The sequence below is a fragment of the Imperialibacter sp. genome (assembly GCF_048007035.1).
In the GTDB taxonomy this organism is placed as follows: Bacteria; Bacteroidota; Bacteroidia; order Cytophagales; family Cyclobacteriaceae; genus Imperialibacter.
This window is the reverse complement of sequence record NZ_CP180355.1, coordinates 4,656,025-4,678,160: the sequence shown is the minus strand read 5'-3', so window position 1 is coordinate 4,678,160 and position 22,136 is coordinate 4,656,025. Positions and strand designations below refer to the sequence as shown.

Here is a 22,136-nt window from a genome sequence, read left to right as displayed (position 1 = left end):
TTAGAAAATGGGGCTGGTCATATTACGCAGCGGCCGAGACAAATTCAAATTATAAGTGAGCGAGATTTCATACGTTGGCAGGTCGTTGCTTAGCTCCGTGCCCAGGTTATAGGTTTGTGCATTCAGGTCCACGCTGAACCCGAGCCTTATATTTTCTACCTGGAAGCCCGTAAGCACAATGACCGAATCTCCCACTCTGTACCAGGCACCAAACTGCATCAGAAACGCCGTGCGGGAGCGCACCGAGCTGAGGAAGGTGGACAGGTAAGTACCGGCGTTTACTTGTGTATTGCCATGGGAATGTAAAGCGTAGAAAGACGGGAATATGTGCCAGCGAGGTGCAAGCGGCAGTTTCACCGAACCAAATGCCTTATAGAGAAAATTGAGGTGGCTGGGCTCAACCGATTGGTAGTCGATCACTGGCCGGTTGAGGTTGTCGATGCTGGCACCGAAAGTAAAGCTCCTGTCTCTGATATAAAGATTCTGGTTGTCGAAAGCTGTGTACATGACCCCAAAATTAAAGACTGGGTAGAAAACAGAAGAAACGGGAATGCCCTCCCCTGGCCTGGTGTCGTCATAGCCAAAATATTTGTTGAATTGCGAGCCCCACTGTAGCTGATTGCCATTGATTCGCTGCTGCGCAGCGCCACCCTGTAGCCCAAAAATAAAGTAACGGTTCGAAAACTGATCAAGCTTGATATTGTAGGCACCGTTCAACAGCACCTTTCTGGCACTGTAAAGCCCCTGGTAGCCCCGGCGCTCCTGAAAAAAGCTGATCCCAGCGCCACCTACCTGCACCGACTTGCTCGTGTGCTTTTGAAACGGGTAGGTGAAGGTGGTTTGCACCATCTCAAAGAAATTTTCTGAATTGGGGCTGCCCCCTCGCTTGTAATTGGAGTTGAGGGAGAGGTTAGGAATAGCTCCCGTAAAAGCCGGGCTCATGAAAGACGAACTGGCAAAGTATTGCGAAAACTGCCCCTCCTGAGCCAGGGTATTGAGTGAAACGAAAAGTAGGGCTGCAGTAAAAGTTTTTCTCATATTATTTTACCAAAAGTACTGCGCCCGATTGATTATGATTCTCCGTTTCGCCCTGCAGCTGAATGGTGTAGTAATAAACGCCATTGGGCGCTCCCACTCCCGATGGCATAGTGCCATCCCATCCCATCAGCGATAGATCAACATCGTCTCCCGCCTGACTAAAGAGGTATACCTCTTTGTTGAACGAGTCGAACACCCGCATATAAATACTTGTTACCTTATCACCGGAGTAAAACGGCCGGAACAATCGGTTCTCGTCCAGTTCACCATTGGGTGCAAAGGAGTTGGGGACGAAGAAGTGGGGCCTGATGATGACCGGTATCAGTGCTATATTCAACCGAGTGACTTCACTTGAGATAGGGATACGCTCGGTGGATTCAAACCTACCAAACGACGATGACTGCGGATCAGAGCCATCCACAAAGACGCCGGGAACGCTATGGTATAGGGTATCGTCGGCAGTGTACATAACTAACGCCGCTTCGTATTTCTCCGACCGTATCGGTTCCCCATTTTGGAAATTCTCCAGGTCTATACCTGAAAAATCCACACTAACAAAAGCGCTTGCCGACACTTCGGGAGATACCACCTGCCACTCTACCTGGTCAGCAATGCCCACAATGTCCTCATCCGGGTTCAGCGTGGCGGGGTCGGGCTGCAATATTTGCACCTCGAAGGTGATATCAGGATCGAAGCCGCTGAAAGTAATGTAGTTGGTAAATCCATTGATCCCGGTGGGAAAGGTAAGCTGTCCATCGGACAATACCCCGAAAGCTCGCCCTTCGATGTATCCCGTGCCACCAGCCGTCGTGTTGCCTTTGATAATCACCTGCTGGTCGGCATCGGTTTTGATCACCCCTCTGGCCATGCTCAGAGCGCCATTGATAGTAATTTTTCTTGGATTCAACCTTAGCTGTCCGTCTTTATCCACCGTAAAGTCAAAGAAAATAAGATCCTCACCCACAAGTTCCTGGTCAGCGGTGCCTGTAAATTTGATGCTACCGACATCCGTGTTTGAAACGAAGTTGATATGGCTGAAACTCGTTACCTGCCCCTGGTTGTTCAGGTTTCCATTCAGGGTAGTGTTGCCTCCGAAGTAAAAGCTGGCACCGCTGCCCACGAATAGTCCGGCGTCACCTCCGAGGGTGAAGGTTTGGCTCTTCCCGAAGGTAGCACATAATACAAAAATCAGACTAGTAATAAAGCTTTTCATCCCTTAGTTAGCTGATCTGGATAATTCAACCCACCGCAACAAATCGGCATTGTACATGAGGTGCAGGGTTGAGTTTTGACTCATATTGAATGTGCCATTAAGTAGCAGCCCATTGGCACCTGCAAAACCAGAATTTACTGTTACAGGTGGTGCTCCCCCACCAACAATCAATATCACTTCCTGACCATCCTGGCCTGCGCCAATTTGATCAATAGTGCCGGAAAGAGTTACTCTGACAACCCGAGATGTGGGCATGGGTAGCGCATTTCCCGCTATTGTTTCAGGTTTCGGTTGCGTTGTAAATGCGCCGCCGATCGTCAAATCACCTGATGTGTTTATAGCACCATCGGCCACAATCGATCCACCTGCTCCCGAATTGCTTACTAAAATAGCTGGGTCTGTTCCCCCAAGATTCATATTCACCAGCAGGCCACTTCCCGTGGTTGTGCCGCTATAGTTTACCTCTATTCCGTTTCCGTCAGCCAGTTTATCAACTTGCAGCCCATTGCCAAGTCCAGAGTCTTCTACCGTCAATGTCGAAGAACCATTTGCAGCGTTTGTATTTCTGAAAATACCAGCTCTGGCACTTCCGGCATTATCGACAATCACCGCATCATTGGAATTACCAGCCGTTGCCAAGTTTACAATCAGGCCAGCTCCAAGGTTTGCCTGTTGGTTAACGACAATACCGTTTTTATTGGCTTCACCAACTATAGTCGTTACTCCCAGCCGTGCTGTTGGGGCGTTAGTACCTATTCCTACATCGAAAGTTGTGTTGTTGGTAATACCATCACCAATAATGGCTGTTTGATCGGTTGTTGCAATAGTTCCGGCACCGAAAGCCATGCTGCGAATACCATTTGCTTGCGTATTCTCTCCTATAGCGATAGCCCAGTTACCCGAAGCGCTGGCACTTGCACCAATTACAGCAGAATTACTTCCTGCCGCATCTGCGTTATCGCCCAGCACTACATTATTACTTCCATCGCCAGAGACGTCTGCAAGGCGGCCAATCACCAGGTTATCTGACCCTCCCAATAAGCTCACCGCTCCAGAATAACCCGCAACGATATTTCCATTTCCAACGGTTAATCCACTCGCCGACAGGTTTCCGAGCACAATATTTTGAGCGCCCGTGGTAGTCGCCGGGGCAGCGCTTGCGCCACCTTTCTGGTTTTCATTAGCGTCAATAATATAATTACCAGCTCCGGCCGGGTTCCATGTCAAAGTTCCGGATCCGTCATTAGTTAAAGCGCCGGTACCTGTTCCGGTTGGCATAGTTAGTGTGTAGCTGGTGACGCCAGAAGGAGCAATGATTGAAACCGCATTTAATCCAGTGTCGTCTTCCAGCTCAATGCGTCCTGGGGCTAACCCAGGTTGCCCAAAACGGGTAACCCCACGCATATCAATGCCACCACTTCCTGTTCCCGTGCCTGGCTCGATTCGCACATTGCCCCCATTTCCTGTTAAAGCATTTCCACCTCTTAATATTAAAACTCCACCATTGGCGGCGGCGAATTGCGTGTTTCCTGCAGCAACCTCTAAATCATCTCCCGCAGCAGTCAAATTGTCTCGAATCGCAATCTTTCTCGTTAAATTTTCTTCGAAAGCAATGTTTCCAGCCATTTGCAATGCTGTACCATTAGTGGTTGTATTCGCAAATCTGGCAGCCGGCCCAGTACCGACGTTGTCAAGATCGAATAGGGCGTTGATATCAGCAACAGAATTGGTGTACGGCAAGGCAAAGCTTCCCGGCTGCCAGGTTCCGATCCCAGTAGCGTCGGAGGTAAGCACGTGTCCGGCTGTGGGGCTGGTGGTTAGCTGTATATTACCTGACGTGATAATATTCTGTGTGCCGAAATCGGGAGTGATTTTGGTGCCTGCTATGGCTGCTGTACCACTTACGTCAATATTTGCGATAGTTCCATCGAGTATTTTTGTGCTGTTTACTGCATCATTGGCTATAACAGTCGCTCCCTGAGTCCCTGTAACATCACCTGCAAGTGCACCTGTAAAGTTGGTAGCTGTTACGTTGGTTAATCCACTGCCATCACCTGAAAAGCTTGCGCCTGTTACTGCACCTGTGGTTGTAATTGCCTGAGTGCCAAAGTTGGGAGCGATCTTGGTTCCGGCTATCGCAGCTGTACCACTTACGTCAATATTTGCGATAGTTCCATCGAGTATTTTTGCGCTGTTTACTGCATCATTGGCAATAACAGTCGCTCCCTGAGTCCCCGTAACATCACCTGCAAGTGCACCTGTAAAGTTGGTAGCTGTTACGTTGGTTAATCCACTGCCATCACCTGAAAAGCTTGCGCCTGTTACTGCACCTGTGGTTGTAATTGCCTGAGTGCCAAAGTTGGGAGCGATCTTGGTTCCGGCTATCGCAGCTGTACCACTTACGTCAATATTTGCGATAGTTCCATCGAGTATTTTTGCGCTGTTTACTGCATCATTGGCAATAACAGTCGCTCCCTGAGTCCCCGTAACATCACCTGCAAGTGCACCTGTAAAGTTGGTAGCTGTTACGTTGGTTAATCCACTGCCATCACCTGAAAAGCTTGCGCCTGTTACTGCACCTGTGGTTGTAATTGCCTGAGTGCCAAAGTTGGGAGCGATCTTGGTTCCGGCTATCGCAGCTGTACCACTTACGTCAATATTTGCGATAGTTCCATCGAGTATTTTTGCGCTGTTTACTGCATCATTGGCAATAACAGTCGCTCCCTGAGTCCCCGTAACATCACCTGCAAGTGCACCTGTAAAGTTGGTAGCTGTTACGTTGGTTAATCCGCTGCCATTACCCGAAAAGCTTCCGCCTGTTACGGCGCCTGTGGTTGTAATTGCCTGAGTGCCAAAGTTGGGAGCGATCTTGGTTCCAGCTATCGCTGCGGTACCACTTACGTCAATATTTGCAATAGTTCCATCGAGTATTTTTGCGCTGTTTACTGCATCATTGGCAATAACAGTCGCTCCCTGAGTCCCTGTAACATCGCCTGCGAGTGCACCTGTAAAGTTGGTAGCTGTTACGTTGGTTAATCCGCTGCCATTACCTGAAAAGCTTCCGCCTGTTACGGCGCCTGTGGTTGTAATTGCCTGAGTGCCAAAGTTGGGAGCGATCTTGGTTCCAGCTATCGCTGCGGTACCACTTACGTCAATATTTGCAATAGTTCCATCGAGTATTTTTGCGCTGTTTACTGCATCATTGGCAATAACAGTCGCTCCCTGAGTCCCTGTAACATCGCCTGCGAGTGCACCTGTAAAGTTGGTAGCTGTTACGTTGGTTAATCCGCTGCCATTACCTGAAAAGCTTCCGCCTGTTACGGCGCCTGTGGTTGTAATTGCCTGAGTGCCAAAGTTGGGAGCGATCTTGGTTCCGGCTATCGCAGCTGTACCACTTACGTCAATATTTGCAATAGTTCCATCGAGTATTTTTGCGCTGTTTACTGCATCATTGGCAATAACAGTCGCTCCCTGAGTCCCTGTAACATCGCCTGCGAGTGCACCTGTAAAGTTGGTAGCTGTTACGTTGGTTAATCCGCTGCCATTACCTGAAAAGCTTCCGCCTGTTACGGCGCCTGTGGTTGTAATTGCCTGAGTGCCAAAGTTGGGAGCGATCTTGGTTCCGGCTATCGCAGCAGCCGCATTCACATCAGCATTAACCACACTAATACCTGTTAGACTGGAGTAGTTCCCGTCAAAATCATCACTAAAATCCAGGTCAATGTTCGGATTGGCAATCACAAGAGCTGTTGCGGCTGCCACGTCAGAGGCCGTTTCAGTTCCCACAAAATCAACAACCAACCCAGTTCCAAAATCCCCGCTTACATCGCCACCGGAAGGCGTATCAGACAAAGTAAGATCGTCGCTGAAGTCAGGGTCAATAAAGGGGTTGTTGGTCACGAAAAAAGTGGCTGCACCAACATCAGCAGCTGCCTCCCCACCTACAAAGTCAACCACCAATCCAGTTCCAAAATCGCCACTCACATCGCCGCCGGAAGGCGTATCAGACAAAGTAAGATCGTCGCTGAAATCAGGATCAATTGAAGGATTGTTGATCACAAAAAAAGTTGCAGCGCCAACATCAGCAGCCGCCTCACCCCCCACCTGATCCACCACCAGTCCCAGCGCAAAGCTCCCTGAAACATCGCCAGGGGTCGGAACAGCAGAAGTAGAAAGGTCATCGGTATTGTCCACATCCAGATTGGCCGGCACATCAGCCAGGTCGTTGAACGATCCGCTCGCTGCAATAGCCGCCAGGCCGGTTACTTTTGCTATGTCTATCACGCCTACAGAAAAGGGGGTTGCATTGCCGTCGCCTAAAATGGTCGTTCCGTCGCCTGCGGAGCTCCCCACTTCATCCACACCATCTGCAAAGCCCGCCGGTATATTGGTTAGCTCAGTCCAGTCGATGCCGTCTTTGATGGCATCTGGCACTGTAGGATCAGTTTCAGACAGAAGAAAACCCGTGGCGGCCAGATCCACTGAGTTGCCGTTTTGGATAGTAAGGTTGGTACCCGACACTGCCAGGGTTTGATTATCAGTAACTGACAAGGCAATCCAGCCCGTATTCAGCCAGAAGTAGAACAGCCCCTGTTCATTGTCATACACAAGCAATCCGTTGGACTGGGCATTGAGACCGCCGCCCATGCTTGTTCTTTGCGCTGTGGTGAGTTGGGGAATGAGTAGCCCCTGGTCGCCGTTGGGGGAAACAAGGTGCAGCACCGCCCTTGGGTTGGGGTTTTCGGTATTTACACCGGCAGAAAAATTCTGGGCAGAAACAGTGCCTGATAGCAATAGCAGTATCAGTCCCACTGCTGCTTTTAGGTTAGGTCGAACAGCCATAATGAGTAAAACTTATATAATTTAGCCTAAAGACAAACTCAACTAAAGTTCATACACCTGTTTGTCCAATAGCTAGAAGAGGTATAATGTATTCAAAAAAAGATAGCCAATCGATAAAGGTACTGCTTATATAAAAAATACCCAAATAATTCTTGTATAAATTATATTTTATTGCTCTATTTTCTCTTTAATCCCCAACTGTGACATCCCAGAAAGAAATCGGGCTTACCAGGCAGCTCAAAAACATCTCCAGCCATCCAATGCGACTGCTGCTTTTGGCTGCAATAGCTCTTGCCTCAGCTTGCAACGATACCAAGCCCGTGGCTGACCGACCAAATATCATAGTTTCCACAGATATCGGCGGCAGCGATCCTGATGACTACCAGTCTCTCGTTCATCTGTTTGTCTATGCCGACCAATTCAATCTCCTAGGCTTGATTAGTTCGCCCCCTGATGCGGGGAGAAAAGAACACATAGAAGAAACAATTGCAGCCTATGCCGCTGATTTAGAAAAGCTCAAAAAGCATTCAGCACGCTTTCCTTCCCCGGAGTACCTGCTCAGCATCACCAAACAAGGGGCAACCGATTCTCTCCAAACAGAAGCCCCAACAGCATTAAGCGAAGGTGCTTCATGGCTCATAGAGAAGGCCAAAGAAAACGCTGGCCAGCCGCTGTACGTCCTCGTGTGGGGATCAATAACCGATGTAGCCCAGGCAGTGCACCACGCCCCTTCTATAAAAAGCAACATAAGAGTGTACTCTATTGGATCGTGGAACACGGTTCAAGACCCAAAATCCAGAGACTACCTCTTCCACAACCACCCCGACCTGTGGTGGATAGAAAACAACACCACCTTCCGGGGCATGTACATGGGAGGCGATACCACCAATGCCATGGGTAATCTCTCTTTTGTTGATAATCATTTAAAGGGCCACGGCGCACTAGGAGACTTGTTCTGGAACAAGAAAAAAGACATCAAGATGGGCGACACACCATCGGTGCTCTATTTTCTCAATGGCGACATAGACAACCCGGAAGGAGAAAGCTGGGGCGGCTCATTTGTAAAAACTAACCACGGCCCGCACTTCTGGACGGACAACCCTGCCGATTCGCTCATCGAAAGCAATAGAGCCGGCGCAAAAACAGTGAACAAATTCAGACAGGCTTACCTGCGGGATTGGGCAGCTCGTATGGGTTGGTTGAAGGAGTAGAGCAAGTGCGTGTTCGCCAGTCAATCAATACTTTTTGAAGGGAAATTATTAGCACGAAAATATTCAATAATTTCTTTCTATAATTCTATTTTCTAAAATTTTATCTGGCTCATAATCAGGCACATAGCTACCCAGCTCCCAACCCAGGCTGTTTTGAGCTGTTAGCATTGGGGAGATCATTTTATTTTCAACCAAAATTAAAAGCTATGTTAAGATTGATTATTGGACTGCTGATTATCGCATTGATTGCAGCAGTTTTGGGCTTTGGCGGGATAGCCGGGGCCGCAGCAGGTATCGCACAAATTGTGTTTTACATTTTCGTAGTGCTATTGGTTATTTCATTGTTATTCCGACTCTTGCGGGGCATCTAGCAACGCCATACGAAAAAAGGATGTGGTTGATGCCACATCCTTTTGATAAACCAATTTCAGTTAGGTCGTAACTACACCAACACCGGCTTCATCCTCGAATCTTCAAACGACCTGGCTGTTGCTTCCATAATCTCAAAAGCTACTTCGGCCATCTTGTTTTCTGAATCCAGTGTGGGGTTAATCTCAACCATTTCCCAACACAGCACCTTTGGGCTCTTGACCAATTCGGTATTGATCACTTTTGCTTCCTCTACGGTAAGTCCACCAGGCACGGGGGTGCCAGTACCCACCGACACAGAAGGATCGAGGCTGTCGACATCAAACGACACATAAATCATATCGCATTCCCGGAGCTGCTCCAACGCCATGGCTGCTACTTTCTTCGGGCCGTACTTCCTTACTTCCTCAGTTGTGTAATTACGCATACCATATTTCTCAGCCAGGTAGTCTTCGGGTGCTTCAGTGTCACGTTTTGAAATAAACACCACATCCGAAGGGTGCAGCTTAGGCCCTTCTACGCCGATTTTTTTGATCTCCTCCCAAATATGGGCTACCTCGGCTGGTGGTTCGTTGGTTTGAACGTCCCGGTTGTCGGTGCCCAGCGCCATGGCCAGAGGCATGCCATGCACATTGCCCGACGGCGTGGTGTAGGGTGTATGAAGGTCGGCATGGGCATCTACCCAAATCACGCCGAGTCTCTTATCCGGAAATGCCTTTTTCACGCCAGCGATAGTACCAAACGCTGTGCTGTGATCGCCAGCCAGCACCATGGGCAGCTGACCAAACTCCAATGCCTCACAAACGGCGTTGCACACTCTCTTTTCCACGCCAATGATAGCGTTCACATACTTAGCCGAAGGTGAAATGAAGCCGGTGAACAATGGGCTGTTGTCGGTGCGAACATTCACTGAGTCGTACCTTGCAAAAAAATCTGACTGAAGGTCGATGCTGGCAATTTTAACAGCATCGATGCCCAAACTGGCACCTCTTGTGCCTGCACCGAGTTCTGACTTAACTTCGATGAGCAAAATCTCTTTCATTATAATGGGATTATGTTGTTTAAGCTTTGAAAACCAGTTAACGAACGCCTGTTGCTTTACGATGTCAAAAAAAGCAGACCTGTTTGGCGTTCCCGCATCAGGCGGTGCTAATTATACGAAAAATGATAGTAGGGCAGGTATATTCTGCACGGCAACGCTCTGACTCTGAGCGCCTGGTTGGGTTCCAGTTGTTTACCTATGTAACAAGACATAAATTAGGGTAAGGATGCCAATAACATTCATCCACGGTGCAATTTAAGATATTTCCAGCATCGAAATCGCATCAAATATTAAAAATTCGTAAAAACACGTCACGAAATTGCGCATGTCTCCAAAACTCACTACTAACCCATGGGAACCCTTAAAGCGCACCTGAAATGTTAACCTTTTCTTCATTTGCACTAATTACCTGAAAAATAAGTGATTACATAAAAAAATCGTTGCCAGCCCAGATCATTTGGCAATACTGTTGTTAATGGCCGACCTATACCTTTATATTTGCTTTTCTGTGCCTTTTATAGCGCAGCGCCTGGTATATTAAATGTAATCAAGAACCGCACTGATTTAGATGAAAAGCTACTTCGATCTGATTGATCAAACCTTTGAGTTCCCCACTGAGGAATTTAGAGTAGAAAACAATCAATTGTTGTTTAACGAAGTGAACCTGATGGATGTCATAGAACAATATGGCACACCCCTCAAACTCACTTATCTACCGAAAATCAGTGAACGAATACAGTACGCCAAAGAAATCTTCAATAACGCAATAGCCAAGCATAAGTACGGGGGCAAGTACACCTATTGTTATTGCACCAAGTCGTCGCACTTTTCCTTTGTGCTGGAAGAAGCCCTTAAAAACGACATTCACCTCGAAACATCATCGGCTTACGACATTCCCATCGTCAGGAACCTGTTTGAGAAAGGCAAGATATCCAAAGACACTTTTGTGGTTTGCAACGGCTTCAAGAGGCCACTCTACACGGAGTACGTTACCGACCTGATCAACGACGGTTTCAAAAACTGTGTGCCCATTCTTGACAACCTGGGAGAGCTTGATAAATATGAATCGGGTGTTACCGTTGACGAGTTTCAAATTGGCATCAGGGTGGCTGCCGACGAGGAGCCGAACTTTGCGTTCTACACCTCCCGCCTTGGCATCAGGTACAACAACATCATCGACTTTTACAAAAACAGAATCAAGGACGGCAAGTCGAAAGCGAAGCTCAAAATGCTTCACTTCTTCATCAATACCGGCATAAAAGACACTGCTTACTACTGGTCGGAGCTCAGCAGGTTCATTTACATGTACTGTGAGCTAAAAAAGACCTGCCCCGAACTCGACACCATCGACATTGGCGGCGGTTTCCCCATAAAAAGCTCGCTCGCTTTTGAGTTCGACTACCCCTACATGGCTGAGCAGATCGTTGAAAACATCCAGTGGATCTGCAATAAGAACAATGTGCCGGTGCCGGATATTTTCACGGAATACGGTTCCTTTACTGTAGGCGAAAGCGGCGCCACGATTTACTCGGTGCTTGACCAAAAGCTGCAAAACGACAAGGAGCTCTGGTACATGATGGACGGTTCATTCATTACTCATCTGCCCGATGTGTGGGGATTGAACCAAAAATACATCATGCTGCCCATCAATAACTGGGACAACAATTTCCACAAAGTGAACCTTGGCGGCCTTACCTGCGACAGTATGGACTACTACAACTCGGAAGCTCACACTTCGGAGGTGTTCTTGCCGGTGATTGAAGACGACGAAACACTTTTCTTCGGCTTCTTCCATACCGGCGCCTACCAGGAAAGCCTGGGAGGATACGGCGGCATTCAGCATTGCCTTATTCCAGCCCCCAAGCACATCATCATCGACAGAGACCAGCGAGGAACGGTAACAACCAAACTTTTCAGAGAAGAGCAGGAGAGCGACAGCATGCTGAAGATACTTGGCTACAAATAGCCAGCTAACTTCTGCTACCGTTAGTCTATTTCATAATGACGTTGTTGACCGCCTCCAAAAGGCTGGTTACGCAGGCATCGGCGGAGGGAAACTTTTCTGCAGCCCCGATGCCAATCGTATGCATTCCCAACTTTCTGGCGGGCACCAGATCCCGGTCGTTGTCGCCCACCATCCACGACTGTTGAGGGTCAACATTATACAAAGCAAGTGCCCTTTCAAAAAGCAGGGAGCCCGGCTTTCGGCCCAGCGATTCCGAGAGCGGCGGATAGTAGGGTGCATAAAACACGTCGTCGATAAGCCCCGGCAATTGCTCATGCATTTTTGCATGACAAGCTTCCACGTCCTCCCTGGCGTAGATACCCCTGGCAATTCCGGCCTGATTGGTGATGACAACCGTTGTGTACCCCTTCTTTTTTAACATCTCCAAAGCCTCTTTCACTCCCTTTTCGATGGTAAAGTCCTCAGGTCTAAAGGTATACTCTCCCCTTTCAACATTAATTACTCCATCCCTATCAAGAAATATAGCCTTGTTCATAAACTGATCCCGGTATTTAATCGTTAAAAAAGCGGCAAATTCACTTTATATATTCAAGAAACGAAATGGTTTTAATATGTTTGGCGTTCACTAGCAAAAACTGTGAATAAAGGCTTAGTCATTATCCCAACTTACAACGAAAAAGAGAACATCGGCCTTATGGTCGAAGCGGTGTTCGCTTTACCCATGCACTTTGACCTGCTTATCGTGGATGACGGCTCTCCGGATGGCACCGCAGCCATTGTTAAGCACATGCAGGGTATTTGGCCAGACAGACTTCATATTCTGGAAAGAGAGGGCAAGCACGGGCTTGGCACCGCTTATATAGCCGGATTTCAATATGGCTTGGATAAAGGCTATGAATACATGTTTGAGATGGACTGCGACTTCTCCCACGACCCTAAAGATCTTGAGAAGCTTTTCAACGCCTGTGCCAAAGACGGCTTTGATGTGGCCATTGGCTCAAGGTATGTCGATGGACTGGTAAATGTAGTCAACTGGCCGATAAGCCGGGTAATGATGTCTATTTTCGCCAGTTTATATGTCCGTTTCATCACTGGCATACCTGTGTCAGACACTACTGCAGGCTTCAAATGCTACCGCCGGCATGTACTGGAAACTATTCCCTTCAACAAAATTAAGTTTGTTGGTTACGCTTTTCAGATCGAAATGAAGTTCACTGCCTGGAAATATGGTTTCAAAATAAAGGAGATTCCGATCATTTTCACCGACCGAAGCCGTGGAGAATCCAAAATGACCCGGGGCATTTTTCAGGAAGCTGTTCTGGGCGTGATACAAATGAGGATTTATAGTCTTTTCAGGAAATACCTGCGGGTAGAAGCTTAGTCAAACTTAATAGCAGCAATAGGTCTGATGTTGATAATCACAGTTGTCGGAATAAACAACGTGAGGTTCACTACCACAAAAGTGAGGATGTTTACCAACACAATCGCCCACCAGTCCCAATAAATAGGCACGTAGTGCATGTAGTAGCTGGCAGCATCAAGCGGTATGATGTGAAATTGGCTTTGAAGCAGGCCCAGCCCACCGGCAATTACATTGCCCCACAGCATCCCCCTGGCAATAAGCCGCATGCCATTCCACGAAAAAATTCGCCTTACCGTCAGGTCCGTGGCCCCGAGGCCTTTCAGCACCCCAATCATGTTTGTGCGCTCCATGATGAGGATGAGCAGAAAAGACACCATGTTGAAGCTGGCAACAAAAAGAATGAGCACCAGAAAAATAGCCACATTCCTGTCCAGCATCTGCAGCCACTCAAATATCTGAAAATACTTATTGTCAGCCGTATCGGCGTATAAATCCGAGTCCAGCACATCGTACATCTCATTTTCAGCGGCTTCCATATCAGAAGGGTCACGCAAAAACACCTCATAGCCACCGACTAAAGAGTCGGGCCAGTTGTTGAGGCGTTGTATCAGGCCCAAATCGCCTAAAATTATCCTGTCGTCAAAGTCTTCCAGACCTGTTTCATAAATGCCAGCAATCGACAACCTTCTGAACCGGGGTGGGTTTTGCACGACATACATGATCACTTCATCACCTACATCCTTCTCCAGTTTGTCTGCTATTCTTTGGCTCAATAGCACCTCAAGAGAGTAAGTACTGTCAGAAAAATGTGGGAAATGACCTTTTACAAGGCTTGGCGTAAACCTGGTTGAATCAAAATCTTTCGTCACTCCCTTGAACACCACGCCTAAAACTGCCTCCTCAGTTTTAAGAATCCCCATCTTGTAGCCGATAGGCTGCACATGAGTGACGAAGTCATATTCCTTCCAGTGAGTGTAAAAGTCGGATGTAAGGCTAATGGGGGGCTCGTCAAAATTGTTGGATTTCAAAGTATACCTGGAAACCTGCATATGACCCGCAAAACCATATATCTTGTCAACGATCGTAGTCTGAAAGCCTCTGAGGATCAAAAAAGCCACCAAAGCGCTGGCAAGGCCTACAGCAATGCTAGCTACGGCAATCCTGCCAATGGAGGCCGAAAATGACCCTTCATGGTCTTTGTTTATTCGCTTCGATATAAAGTAGGAAAGATTCAAAAATGATTAATTTTGCCAGCGGAATTAGTTTCAACCCTCACAAAAATAAAGACATGCCTCACATTTACACTATGATTAGGATTGCATTTTTTACCATTATGCTGACTGCCTGCGGCTCTGATGCGGCAAAGCAAGGAGATAAGGAGGCCGTAGTGGAAGAGGTAGCTGATTCTCAGATAAAAGTTGGTGCTGCGCAGATGGAAGAATACTTGCCACTGCTGCAAAATAAAAACGTGGGCATGGTAGTGAATCATACCACCATGCTGGGGGAAACGCACCTGGTTGACTCGCTGCTAAGCAGAGGGATTGCTATCAAAAAAATATTTGCGCCAGAACATGGCTTCCGGGGCGACACCCCCGCCGGCGACAAGGTGGGGAATGAAGTCGACTCGAAAACAGGAATCCCCATCCTCTCCCTGTATGGCAGCCACAACAAGCCCACAAAGGAAGACCTTTCGGGCCTTGACGTAGTGATTTTTGACATTCAGGACGTTGGGGCCAGGTTCTACACCTATACCAGCACCATGAGTTATGCCATGGAAGCCTGCGCAGAAAACGGTTTGCCATTTATAGTGCTTGACCGGCCCAACCCACTGGGTAATGTAATTGACGGGCCTGTTTTGGAAGAAGCCCAAAAGTCATTTGTGGGTCTCCATCCCATTCCTATTGCCTATGGCCTTACCATGGGTGAGCTGGCCACCATGATCAACAACGAGGGGTGGCTGGAAAATAGCGTTAAAGCCGACCTGCAAGTAATCAAGCTGGCGAATTGGACACACAGCAGTACTTATAACCTGCCTGTAAGTCCTTCGCCCAATCTGCCGACCGACCATTCCATCGCCTGGTATCCATCTATCTGCCTTTTTGAAGGCACGATGATGAGCCTGGGCAGAGGCACGCACTTTCCTTTTGAAGTATTGGGTTACCCTTCGCCTGAGTTTGGCAACTTTCAATTTACTCCCGTTCCAATTCCGGGCATGTCGATGGATCCCAAGCATCAGGACAAACTTTGTTATGGTATCGACCTGAGGCAAGCTCCCGTACCCAATGCCGTGGACCTTTCCTACCTCATTTCATTTTACAAGAAAACGCCAGCCGACTCCAGTTTTTTTAATAATTACTTCGCCCTTCTGGCGGGAACTCCTGACCTTCGCAAGCAAATTGAGAAGGGAATGAGTGAGGCTGAGATCAAAGCCACGTGGCAGAAAAAGCTTGATGTATACAAGCAGATAAGAAAAAAGCATCTGCTGTATGATGATTTTGAATAAACAGCCTTCATGACAAAGGATCTTCGAATAGTATTTATGGGTACGCCGGAATTCGCCGTGCCAAGTCTCGATATTTTAGTAACCAATGGGTGGAATATTGTTGGGGTGATTACAGCGCCTGACAAGCCACAAGGGAGAGGTAAAAAGCTGGGTGTATCGGCTGTAAAAGCCTATGCTGAAGATAAGGGGCTCAACATTCTGCAACCAACCAACCTGAAGGCTCCTGAATTCATAGCGGAGTTGAAGGCTTTGGACGCCAACCTGCAAATAGTAGTTGCCTTCCGCATGCTGCCCGAAATAGTATGGCAAATGCCGGCCTTAGGCACTTTCAACCTGCATGGCTCACTGTTACCCAAATACCGGGGGGCGGCCCCCATCAACTGGGCCATTATCAACGGCGAGAAAGAAACAGGCGTCACTACTTTTTTTCTGAAACACGAAATCGATACTGGCGATATCCTTTTTCAGGAAAAAGAGCCCATAAGCGATGAGGACAACGTTGGCACAGTATATGAAAGACTCATGAACAAGGGAGCGGCACTGGTGCTGAAAACTGTCGAAGCCATTGCAAAAGGTAACTACAAGGAACAGCCGCAGGAAATTTTTGAAGATACGCCCACAGCGCCAAAAATATTCAGAGAAACCTGCGAGATCAACTTTGAACAACCGACTGAGCAGGTGGTTAACTTCATCAGAGGCCTATCGCCCTACCCTACCGCCTGGACAACCCTAATGGGCAAAACTGTGAAAGTTTATAAGGCACGAAAAGTAGAGCAAAAGGGCGAAAAAGAAATGCTGAGTGACAGCAAGACGTACCTCTATCTAAAAACTGCAGATGGGTATGTCTCCATCGAGGAATTGCAGATGGAAGGCAAGAAAAGGATGGACATTGAAGAATTCCTCAGAGGCAACAGGATATGATTATTTCTCAAATAGTGGCAGTCGCAAAAAATGGTGTCATCGGCAATGATTATAAAATGCTATGGCATATGCCCAACGACTTCAGGTACTTCAAGGATCAAACAATGGGGCACCACGTGCTCATGGGCAGGAAAACCTTCGAGTCGCTTGGTAAAATTCTCCCTGGCAGAACGTTTATTATCGTAACAAGAGACAAAAACTTCAGCCTTGAGGGTGCTCATGTTGTTGATTCTATCGAAAAAGGCATAGCGTTAGCAAAAGCAGCGGGAGAAGAGGAGCTCTATATTATTGGCGGTGGGGAAGTCTACAAGCAAACACAGCCGATTTCTGACATCCTTTATATCACAGAAATTGATGTAATTGTGGAGGGAAATGTCAAATATCCTCTTCCTGATACACACATTTGGGAAGAAGTTAGTCGAAAAGACATGTCCTCTGACGAAAAAAATCCTTATAATTATTCATTCACCCAGTGGAAAAAAAGAAAGTAGCGTATGGCTGAGGTAAAAGGCAAAGTAGTGTGGATCACAGGTGCATCTTCAGGGATTGGGGAGGCGATTACCTATGAAATGGCCAGAAAGGGAGCGAAACTTATCCTGTCGGCTCGCCGCCAGGAAGAACTGGAAAGAGTGAAAGCTGCTTGTGTGGCAACCGTGCAAGGCCTGGCTGAGGAAAATGTTAAAATACTGACAGTCGACTTGGCCAATGCAGCAAGTCTTGATGCCAAAGCAAAAGAAGCTGAAGCCATGTTTGGTGCGGTAGACGTGCTTGTAAACAACGGCGGCATCAGCCAGCGCTCACTGGCCAAAGACACTCAATTGGATGTGGATCGCAAAGTAATGGAAGTCAATTATTTCGGCGCCATTGCCCTTTCCAAGGCATTGCTACCAGGCATGATCAGCCGAAAAAACGGGCACCATGTCGTGATCTCCAGTGCTGTGGGCATCATCAGCTCACCTTACCGGACAGGATATGCAGCCAGCAAACATGCTCTGCATGGCTTCTACGACGGCCTGAGGGCAGAACTACACGACGACAATATCAAAGTGACCATTATTTGCCCTGGATTCATCCGGACGCAGATTTCCGTCAATTCAGTTACTGGCGACGGGGGGAAATTCAACGAGATGGACGACGCTCAGGCAAATGGCATTGCGCCGGAAACGGCAGCAAGGACTATTGTAAAGGCAGTGGAAAAAGAAAAGGAAGAGGTATACATAGGAGGAGTGAAAGAAGTGGGGGGTATTTATGTGAAGCGTTTTTTTCCTTCTCTTTTCTCACAGATAGTACGGAAGGTAAAGGTGCGTTAGCAACTTAAAAATGAGGGTAAGCCATTGGTATAAAGTGTTGTTACCGGGCAGTTTTTTACTGCTTATGGCCTTATGGCCCGTGGCAAGCAGTGCCCAACCCACCAGAAAATACCAACTACCATCAGGCAAGTCAGCATCGGATATCCAGCCAAACCAACTCATCATTAAATTCAAAGACGGCAGCTATTCAACAGGCGGCAGGACCCTACAAGTAGCTCCCGATATTGACCCATCCACCATCAACCAGAAGTTTCCAATAAAAGAGCTGAAAGCACTCGATCCTGCATCGAATTCAACCGCAAGGACACTCCAGCAGCCAAGCAAATACCTGGCTAACATGTACAAAGTTGAGTTGGCAGAAGGCAATGTGCTGGAAACGATCAACGAATTGCTCCGGTATGAGAATGTGCTTTATGCCGAGCCAATCTTCAAAGAGCAGCTCTTTCTCATACCCAACGATCCAGATGCCGCCACAGCGAACCCCAAGCAGCCCTATCTCTCGTCTATCAAAGCCTATGACGCCTGGGGGATTACGACTGGAGACTCTACCATTGTCATTGGCGTTATTGACACCGGAGCAGACTATACCCACGAAGACTTAAGCAAAAACATCTACCTGAACACAAATGACCCCATTGATGGCGTCGACAACGATGGGAACGGTTACGTAGATGACTACCGTGGCTGGGACTTCGCCAATAGAGATAGTGACCCCAAATCAGATTTTGGAGACCACGGCACCCACGTTTCCGGTTTATCGTCAGCCAGAACCAACAATGCCAAAGGAATGGCCGGAACGGGCTTCAAGTCTAAGTTTGTGCCATTAAAGGCCTTCAAAACGGAAGACAACACTTCATTCGGCACTTACGAAGCTATTATCTATGCTGCTAATCAGGGCATGGACGTCGTCAATCTTAGCTGGGGTTCGGCTGGGAATTATAGCCAGGCGGCGCAAGATATTATTAACTATGCTGTTCTGGAGAGAGATGTGGTGGTAGTGGCTGCCGCTGGCAATACCAATGCCGAGCTCACTTTTTATCCCGCCAGTTACGACAACGTATTGTCCGTAGCTGCCTCCACTAACGATGGCACCAAGTCGTCCTTCGCTACCTATAGCTACTATGTCGACCTGGTAGCTCCCGGCACTGCCGCCTACTCAACAAGAAACAATAGTACCTATGGCACTGCTGATGGCTCATCGTTCTCGTCGCCTCAGGTGGCAGGGGCAGCTGCTTTACTCAGATCTTATTTCCCAAAATACTCTGCCATCCAAATCATGGAGCAGTTGCGTATCACCGGCACGTCGGTGGACGGGTTGGCAGGCAATGCACAATACAAGGGTCTGCTGGGCCGGGGCATGCTCAACATGTACAGCGCTCTAACTGATACGCTTTCTCCTTCGGTGCGTTTGGTGAAAGATTCTTTGCATACCCAAGCCGGGCAGAAGGTTTTTTTTGGCGACACTGTGCACTATGACCTGGAAGCTATTAACTGGCTCAAGCCTGCCTCTGGTCTGGAGATTACTCTCGAACCACTGAGTAGTATAGTGACATTGAGCGGCAACACCTGGACTACCCCCTACCTGGCTACATTTGATACGACCACCTACGCTTTTTCTGCTATTCTGAATGAAGGTACTCCTCCTGGTTCCAGGGTTATTTTCAAAGCCAAAGTCAAAGCTTCCGGTTACAACGACACCCAATATTTCGAGTTCACCACGCACCCGGATTCGACCACTACCTCGTCAGCCAATCTATCGCTCACCATCAATTCGAAAGGGGATCTCGGCTATACAAAAGACTCATTAAAGGCAGGCAATGGGTTTACATTTCAAAATATTCGTGTTGTAAGCCACGCCGGGTTCCTGGTTGGAAATAGCGGCACTTCATTGGCTGATAATGTCGCCAATAACCTCGTATACGGAACAAGGAATAATGATTTCTCCGTTAACAAGCACCTCAAGTTATTCGGCGGAACAGTTGCCGACAATTACTACGAAAACAGCTTTACAGCAAGTCTCAGTGAAGCCCTGTCAACGCTCGTGGAACAGAAAACGCTGTCCTGGGATTCTCCTGACGACAGAAACTTTCTGATCACTGAATATCGGGTCACCAACACCTCCTCTGATGCCGTCGAGAACCTTCATGCCGGACTCTTCACCAACTGGAGCATTGGCAACGGCGACAATAACCGCACCGAATGGGTGGACTCACTAGGACTCGGGATTACTTATATTGACGAAGACAACATCTATGGCGGGATAGCCCTGCTCACAAACAATACGCCAACTTTTTATGCAGCCGACATCGACAACCTGAACGAAAACATAGCCGTGACCGACTCGCTGCTTACCGATTCGCTCAAGTTTGTCTGGCTGAGTGCAGAAATGGTCAAAACAACTGCCGGCCAAAGCGGAGCAGGCAATAACACTGCTCAAATGAATGGTGTGAAGATCGGGAACCTTGGCGCCTTTAAGAGTGAAAAAGTAGCATTTGCATGGATTACTGCCGAGTCAAAAAATGGGCTCATTACAGCCCTGCAACGAGCCCGCCTCAGGTATGCTGAATTCCAAAACAATCCGAGAACCATCGCCACGGTTTTGGCCTGTAAGGATTCTCCGGTTACCATCAGCCTGTCCGGTGGCACTTCTTTTGATTTCTTTGCCGACGCCGGAGCCACAGACACGCTGCTGATTCACGGAAATAACTACCTGACAGATACCATCAAATCACCTGCCACCTTCTTCGTGCGAAACGCTGACAACAACTACACTGGCGACTTGTTTTCTGTGAAGGTTAATATGGACGGCCTCGACGCCAATTTCAGCCTTAGCTCAGACACTGTTCTGCTTGAGCCAGGTGTTAGCCCCACTATCAGCCTCGCCAGCCAAAGCGAAAAAGCAGTGAGCTGGGCCTGGGACTTTGGCAATGGCTCCCAAAGCACTTTAGAAAATGCTCAGGCAAAATACAACCAGCCTGGCACCTATGACATAACACTAACAACGAGCAGCAAAGCAGGGTGTGTTTCCAACGCCACTAAAACTGTTTTGGTGGCTAACAGAGCGCCACAGCCGGTGATCGATGCTATAGTAATTTGCGCAAATGCTTCCGCAACTATTCAGGCTGCAAATGCCACAAAAATAAAAGTCTACACCGACTCGACTAGCAAGGCTGCAGTCTTCGAAGGTGCCTTTTTCACCTCCGGTCTGCTTGATAAAGACACTTCGTTCTACGTGGCAAATGCAGACAGCCTTTTTGAAAGCCGCAAGGTACTGGTCTCTGTGCAGCTGAATCAACCCATGGTTGACTTCACTTATCTCCCTGATACTACTCAGTTCGAATCGGCGATCCTTCTGGTCAATCAAAGCTCCAATGCCGTTGGCTACCAATGGTATTTAGCGGATAGCCTCATAGGAGACACAATGAATAGCAAGTTGATTTTGGCAGAGCAAACCGAAATTACCGTCAGGCTGGTGGCCAGCAACGAACAGGGATGTACTTCGTCAATTTCAAAACTATTGAGCTTCACCAAGTCGGAGCTGCCGTTGGTGTCCGATAGCCCGGTTTGTCCCGGCGAAAACTTCACCCTGGTGCCGGAAAACGGGAGCAATTTTCTTTTTACGTCAGCAAACACCGGGGAGCCACTGCACAAGGGAAGCAGATTCGACATTTTGAACGTGACGGACACTGTGAAGCTAATTGTAAAAGGGATCGACTCTATCATAGAAAGTGACCCTGTTGAAGTTTCAATTTATCCTTACGACTTCTCTGCAGACTTCCTTATTGAGCCCGAGGTTCTCATCCTTAAAAAGCAAAGGACTGCCACTTTTACAAGCCTGTCGCCAGGCGCTACTTCGTGGGAATGGATGATCAACGGAAGCCTGATAGACATTTCTCAGCAGCCACTACTGGCATTCGATTCCGCCGGGATTTATGACGTGATGCTTATAGCCCATAATGAAGAAGGCTGTGCCGATTCTGTGTCAATGGCGTACCAGGTATTGGAAGTAACTGGGGTAGAAACTGCGGCTGACATCTTCAATTTATTTCCAAATCCGGCAAGTGAGACCATAGCTATTGAACTTCTCAAGCAGCAAAATGACGCTGTTATATCCATCATCAATATGGCTGGGCAGGAGGTGCTTAGTCGCTCCTTGGATACCAGCCCGGGACAGTCTGTTGAAATAGCAATCGGTTTGCTACCAAAAGGTGTTTACACCATCCGTCTGTCAACTCCTTCGCAAAGCTGGCAGCAGCGACTTATCAAAAAATAATCTAATCGGTTTTCTAAAGGGTAGTTTTGTTTCTCTTATTTTTAGATTAGCCTAAATTAATTTTATTGTATTTAAAAATTTAACG

The 22,136-nt window shown here is 47.8% G+C and carries 15 protein-coding genes; 9 read left to right on the top strand and 6 right to left on the bottom strand.

The window, feature by feature from the left end:
- The 3 genes from ACMVP2_RS20330 to ACMVP2_RS20320 are packed head-to-tail and all read right to left on the bottom strand — an operon-like array spanning position 1 to position 7,093.
- Positions 1 to 1,038 (bottom strand): PorP/SprF family type IX secretion system membrane protein, encoded by a 1,038-nt coding sequence (locus ACMVP2_RS20330; protein WP_416864861.1) that lies wholly within the window; start codon positions 1,036 to 1,038, stop codon positions 1 to 3.
- A 1-nt stretch (position 1,039) separates the two neighbouring features.
- A complete protein-coding gene (locus ACMVP2_RS20325; RefSeq protein WP_416864860.1) occupies positions 1,040 to 2,251 on the bottom strand; it encodes a hypothetical protein in 1,212 nt (403 codons plus the stop codon).
- Positions 2,252 to 2,254: 3 nt separating this feature from the next.
- Complete coding sequence (locus tag ACMVP2_RS20320; RefSeq protein ID WP_416864859.1) at positions 2,255 to 7,093, bottom strand: beta strand repeat-containing protein; 4,839 nt, start codon at positions 7,091 to 7,093, stop codon at positions 2,255 to 2,257.
- 200 nt (positions 7,094 to 7,293) lie between these two features.
- On the opposite strand from ACMVP2_RS20320, the gene ACMVP2_RS20315 reads away from it, so the two are divergent.
- Entirely contained in the window at positions 7,294 to 8,304 is a 1,011-nt protein-coding gene (locus ACMVP2_RS20315; RefSeq protein WP_416864858.1) for a DUF1593 domain-containing protein, read from the top strand.
- 206 nt (positions 8,305 to 8,510) lie between these two features.
- Entirely contained in the window at positions 8,511 to 8,675 is a 165-nt protein-coding gene (locus ACMVP2_RS20310; protein ID WP_152000934.1) for a DUF1328 family protein, read from the top strand.
- Positions 8,676 to 8,746: 71 nt separating this feature from the next.
- Here the strand turns inward: ACMVP2_RS20310 and rocF are convergent, their stop codons facing one another.
- Positions 8,747 to 9,715: an arginase gene (gene rocF, locus ACMVP2_RS20305; RefSeq protein ID WP_339815729.1), complete on the bottom strand. Its 969-nt coding sequence runs from the start codon at positions 9,713 to 9,715 to the stop codon at positions 8,747 to 8,749.
- A 568-nt stretch (positions 9,716 to 10,283) separates the two neighbouring features.
- Here rocF and ACMVP2_RS20300 point away from each other — a divergent pair.
- Positions 10,284 to 11,681 carry an arginine decarboxylase gene (locus tag ACMVP2_RS20300; protein ID WP_317490687.1) on the top strand — a complete coding sequence of 466 codons (1,398 nt, stop codon included), beginning with the start codon at positions 10,284 to 10,286 and terminating at the stop codon, positions 11,679 to 11,681.
- A gap of 25 nt (positions 11,682 to 11,706) precedes the next feature.
- Here the strand turns inward: ACMVP2_RS20300 and ACMVP2_RS20295 are convergent, their stop codons facing one another.
- Positions 11,707 to 12,216 carry a D-glycero-alpha-D-manno-heptose-1,7-bisphosphate 7-phosphatase gene (locus ACMVP2_RS20295; protein ID WP_416864857.1) on the bottom strand — a complete coding sequence of 170 codons (510 nt, stop codon included), beginning with the start codon at positions 12,214 to 12,216 and terminating at the stop codon, positions 11,707 to 11,709.
- A 102-nt stretch (positions 12,217 to 12,318) separates the two neighbouring features.
- Here ACMVP2_RS20295 and ACMVP2_RS20290 point away from each other — a divergent pair, with 102 nt between their 5' ends.
- Positions 12,319 to 13,062: a polyprenol monophosphomannose synthase gene (locus tag ACMVP2_RS20290; RefSeq protein WP_416864856.1), complete on the top strand. Its 744-nt coding sequence runs from the start codon at positions 12,319 to 12,321 to the stop codon at positions 13,060 to 13,062.
- Here the strand turns inward: ACMVP2_RS20290 and ACMVP2_RS20285 are convergent.
- Entirely contained in the window at positions 13,059 to 14,279 is a 1,221-nt protein-coding gene (locus ACMVP2_RS20285; protein ID WP_416864855.1) for an ABC transporter permease, read from the bottom strand. The genes ACMVP2_RS20290 and ACMVP2_RS20285 overlap by 4 nt on opposite strands.
- Positions 14,280 to 14,350: 71 nt before the next feature.
- On the opposite strand from ACMVP2_RS20285, the gene ACMVP2_RS20280 reads away from it, so the two are divergent.
- The 5 genes from ACMVP2_RS20280 (at position 14,351) to ACMVP2_RS20260 (ending at position 22,051) form a co-directional block, all read left to right on the top strand.
- Positions 14,351 to 15,547, top strand: a complete 1,197-nt coding sequence (locus ACMVP2_RS20280) for an exo-beta-N-acetylmuramidase NamZ domain-containing protein (RefSeq protein WP_416864854.1) — start codon at positions 14,351 to 14,353, stop codon at positions 15,545 to 15,547.
- A 9-nt stretch (positions 15,548 to 15,556) separates the two neighbouring features.
- Positions 15,557 to 16,468: a methionyl-tRNA formyltransferase gene (gene fmt, locus ACMVP2_RS20275; protein ID WP_416864853.1), complete on the top strand. Its 912-nt coding sequence runs from the start codon at positions 15,557 to 15,559 to the stop codon at positions 16,466 to 16,468.
- On the top strand, positions 16,465 to 16,959 hold the full coding sequence (locus ACMVP2_RS20270; protein ID WP_416864852.1) for a dihydrofolate reductase: 495 nt from the start codon (positions 16,465 to 16,467) through the stop codon (positions 16,957 to 16,959). The genes fmt and ACMVP2_RS20270 overlap by 4 nt, the downstream gene beginning before the upstream one ends.
- A 3-nt stretch (positions 16,960 to 16,962) precedes the next feature.
- Complete coding sequence (locus ACMVP2_RS20265) at positions 16,963 to 17,778, top strand: SDR family oxidoreductase (RefSeq protein ID WP_416864851.1); 816 nt, start codon at positions 16,963 to 16,965, stop codon at positions 17,776 to 17,778.
- Positions 17,779 to 17,842: 64 nt separating this feature from the next.
- Positions 17,843 to 22,051: a S8 family serine peptidase gene (locus ACMVP2_RS20260; protein WP_416864850.1), complete on the top strand. Its 4,209-nt coding sequence runs from the start codon at positions 17,843 to 17,845 to the stop codon at positions 22,049 to 22,051.
- Positions 22,052 to 22,136 lie beyond the last annotated feature (85 nt).

What these genes read in the sequence shown, in the direction of transcription:
- ACMVP2_RS20330 (WP_416864861.1), bottom strand. Translation starts at nt 1,038, where the DNA reads ATGAGAAAAACTTTTACTGCAGCCCTACTTTTCGTTTCACTCAATACC.
- ACMVP2_RS20325 (WP_416864860.1), bottom strand. Translation starts at nt 2,251, where the DNA reads ATGAAAAGCTTTATTACTAGTCTGATTTTTGTATTATGTGCTACCTTC.
- ACMVP2_RS20320 (WP_416864859.1), bottom strand. Translation starts at nt 7,093, where the DNA reads ATGGCTGTTCGACCTAACCTAAAAGCAGCAGTGGGACTGATACTGCTA.
- ACMVP2_RS20310 (WP_152000934.1), top strand. Translation starts at nt 8,511, where the DNA reads ATGTTAAGATTGATTATTGGACTGCTGATTATCGCATTGATTGCAGCA.
- rocF (WP_339815729.1), bottom strand. Translation starts at nt 9,715, where the DNA reads ATGAAAGAGATTTTGCTCATCGAAGTTAAGTCAGAACTCGGTGCAGGC.
- ACMVP2_RS20300 (WP_317490687.1), top strand. Translation starts at nt 10,284, where the DNA reads ATGAAAAGCTACTTCGATCTGATTGATCAAACCTTTGAGTTCCCCACT.
- ACMVP2_RS20295 (WP_416864857.1), bottom strand. Translation starts at nt 12,216, where the DNA reads ATGAACAAGGCTATATTTCTTGATAGGGATGGAGTAATTAATGTTGAA.
- ACMVP2_RS20280 (WP_416864854.1), top strand. Translation starts at nt 14,351, where the DNA reads ATGATTAGGATTGCATTTTTTACCATTATGCTGACTGCCTGCGGCTCT.
- fmt (WP_416864853.1), top strand. Translation starts at nt 15,557, where the DNA reads ATGACAAAGGATCTTCGAATAGTATTTATGGGTACGCCGGAATTCGCC.
- ACMVP2_RS20270 (WP_416864852.1), top strand. Translation starts at nt 16,465, where the DNA reads ATGATTATTTCTCAAATAGTGGCAGTCGCAAAAAATGGTGTCATCGGC.
- ACMVP2_RS20265 (WP_416864851.1), top strand. Translation starts at nt 16,963, where the DNA reads ATGGCTGAGGTAAAAGGCAAAGTAGTGTGGATCACAGGTGCATCTTCA.
- ACMVP2_RS20260 (WP_416864850.1), top strand. Translation starts at nt 17,843, where the DNA reads ATGGCCTTATGGCCCGTGGCAAGCAGTGCCCAACCCACCAGAAAATAC.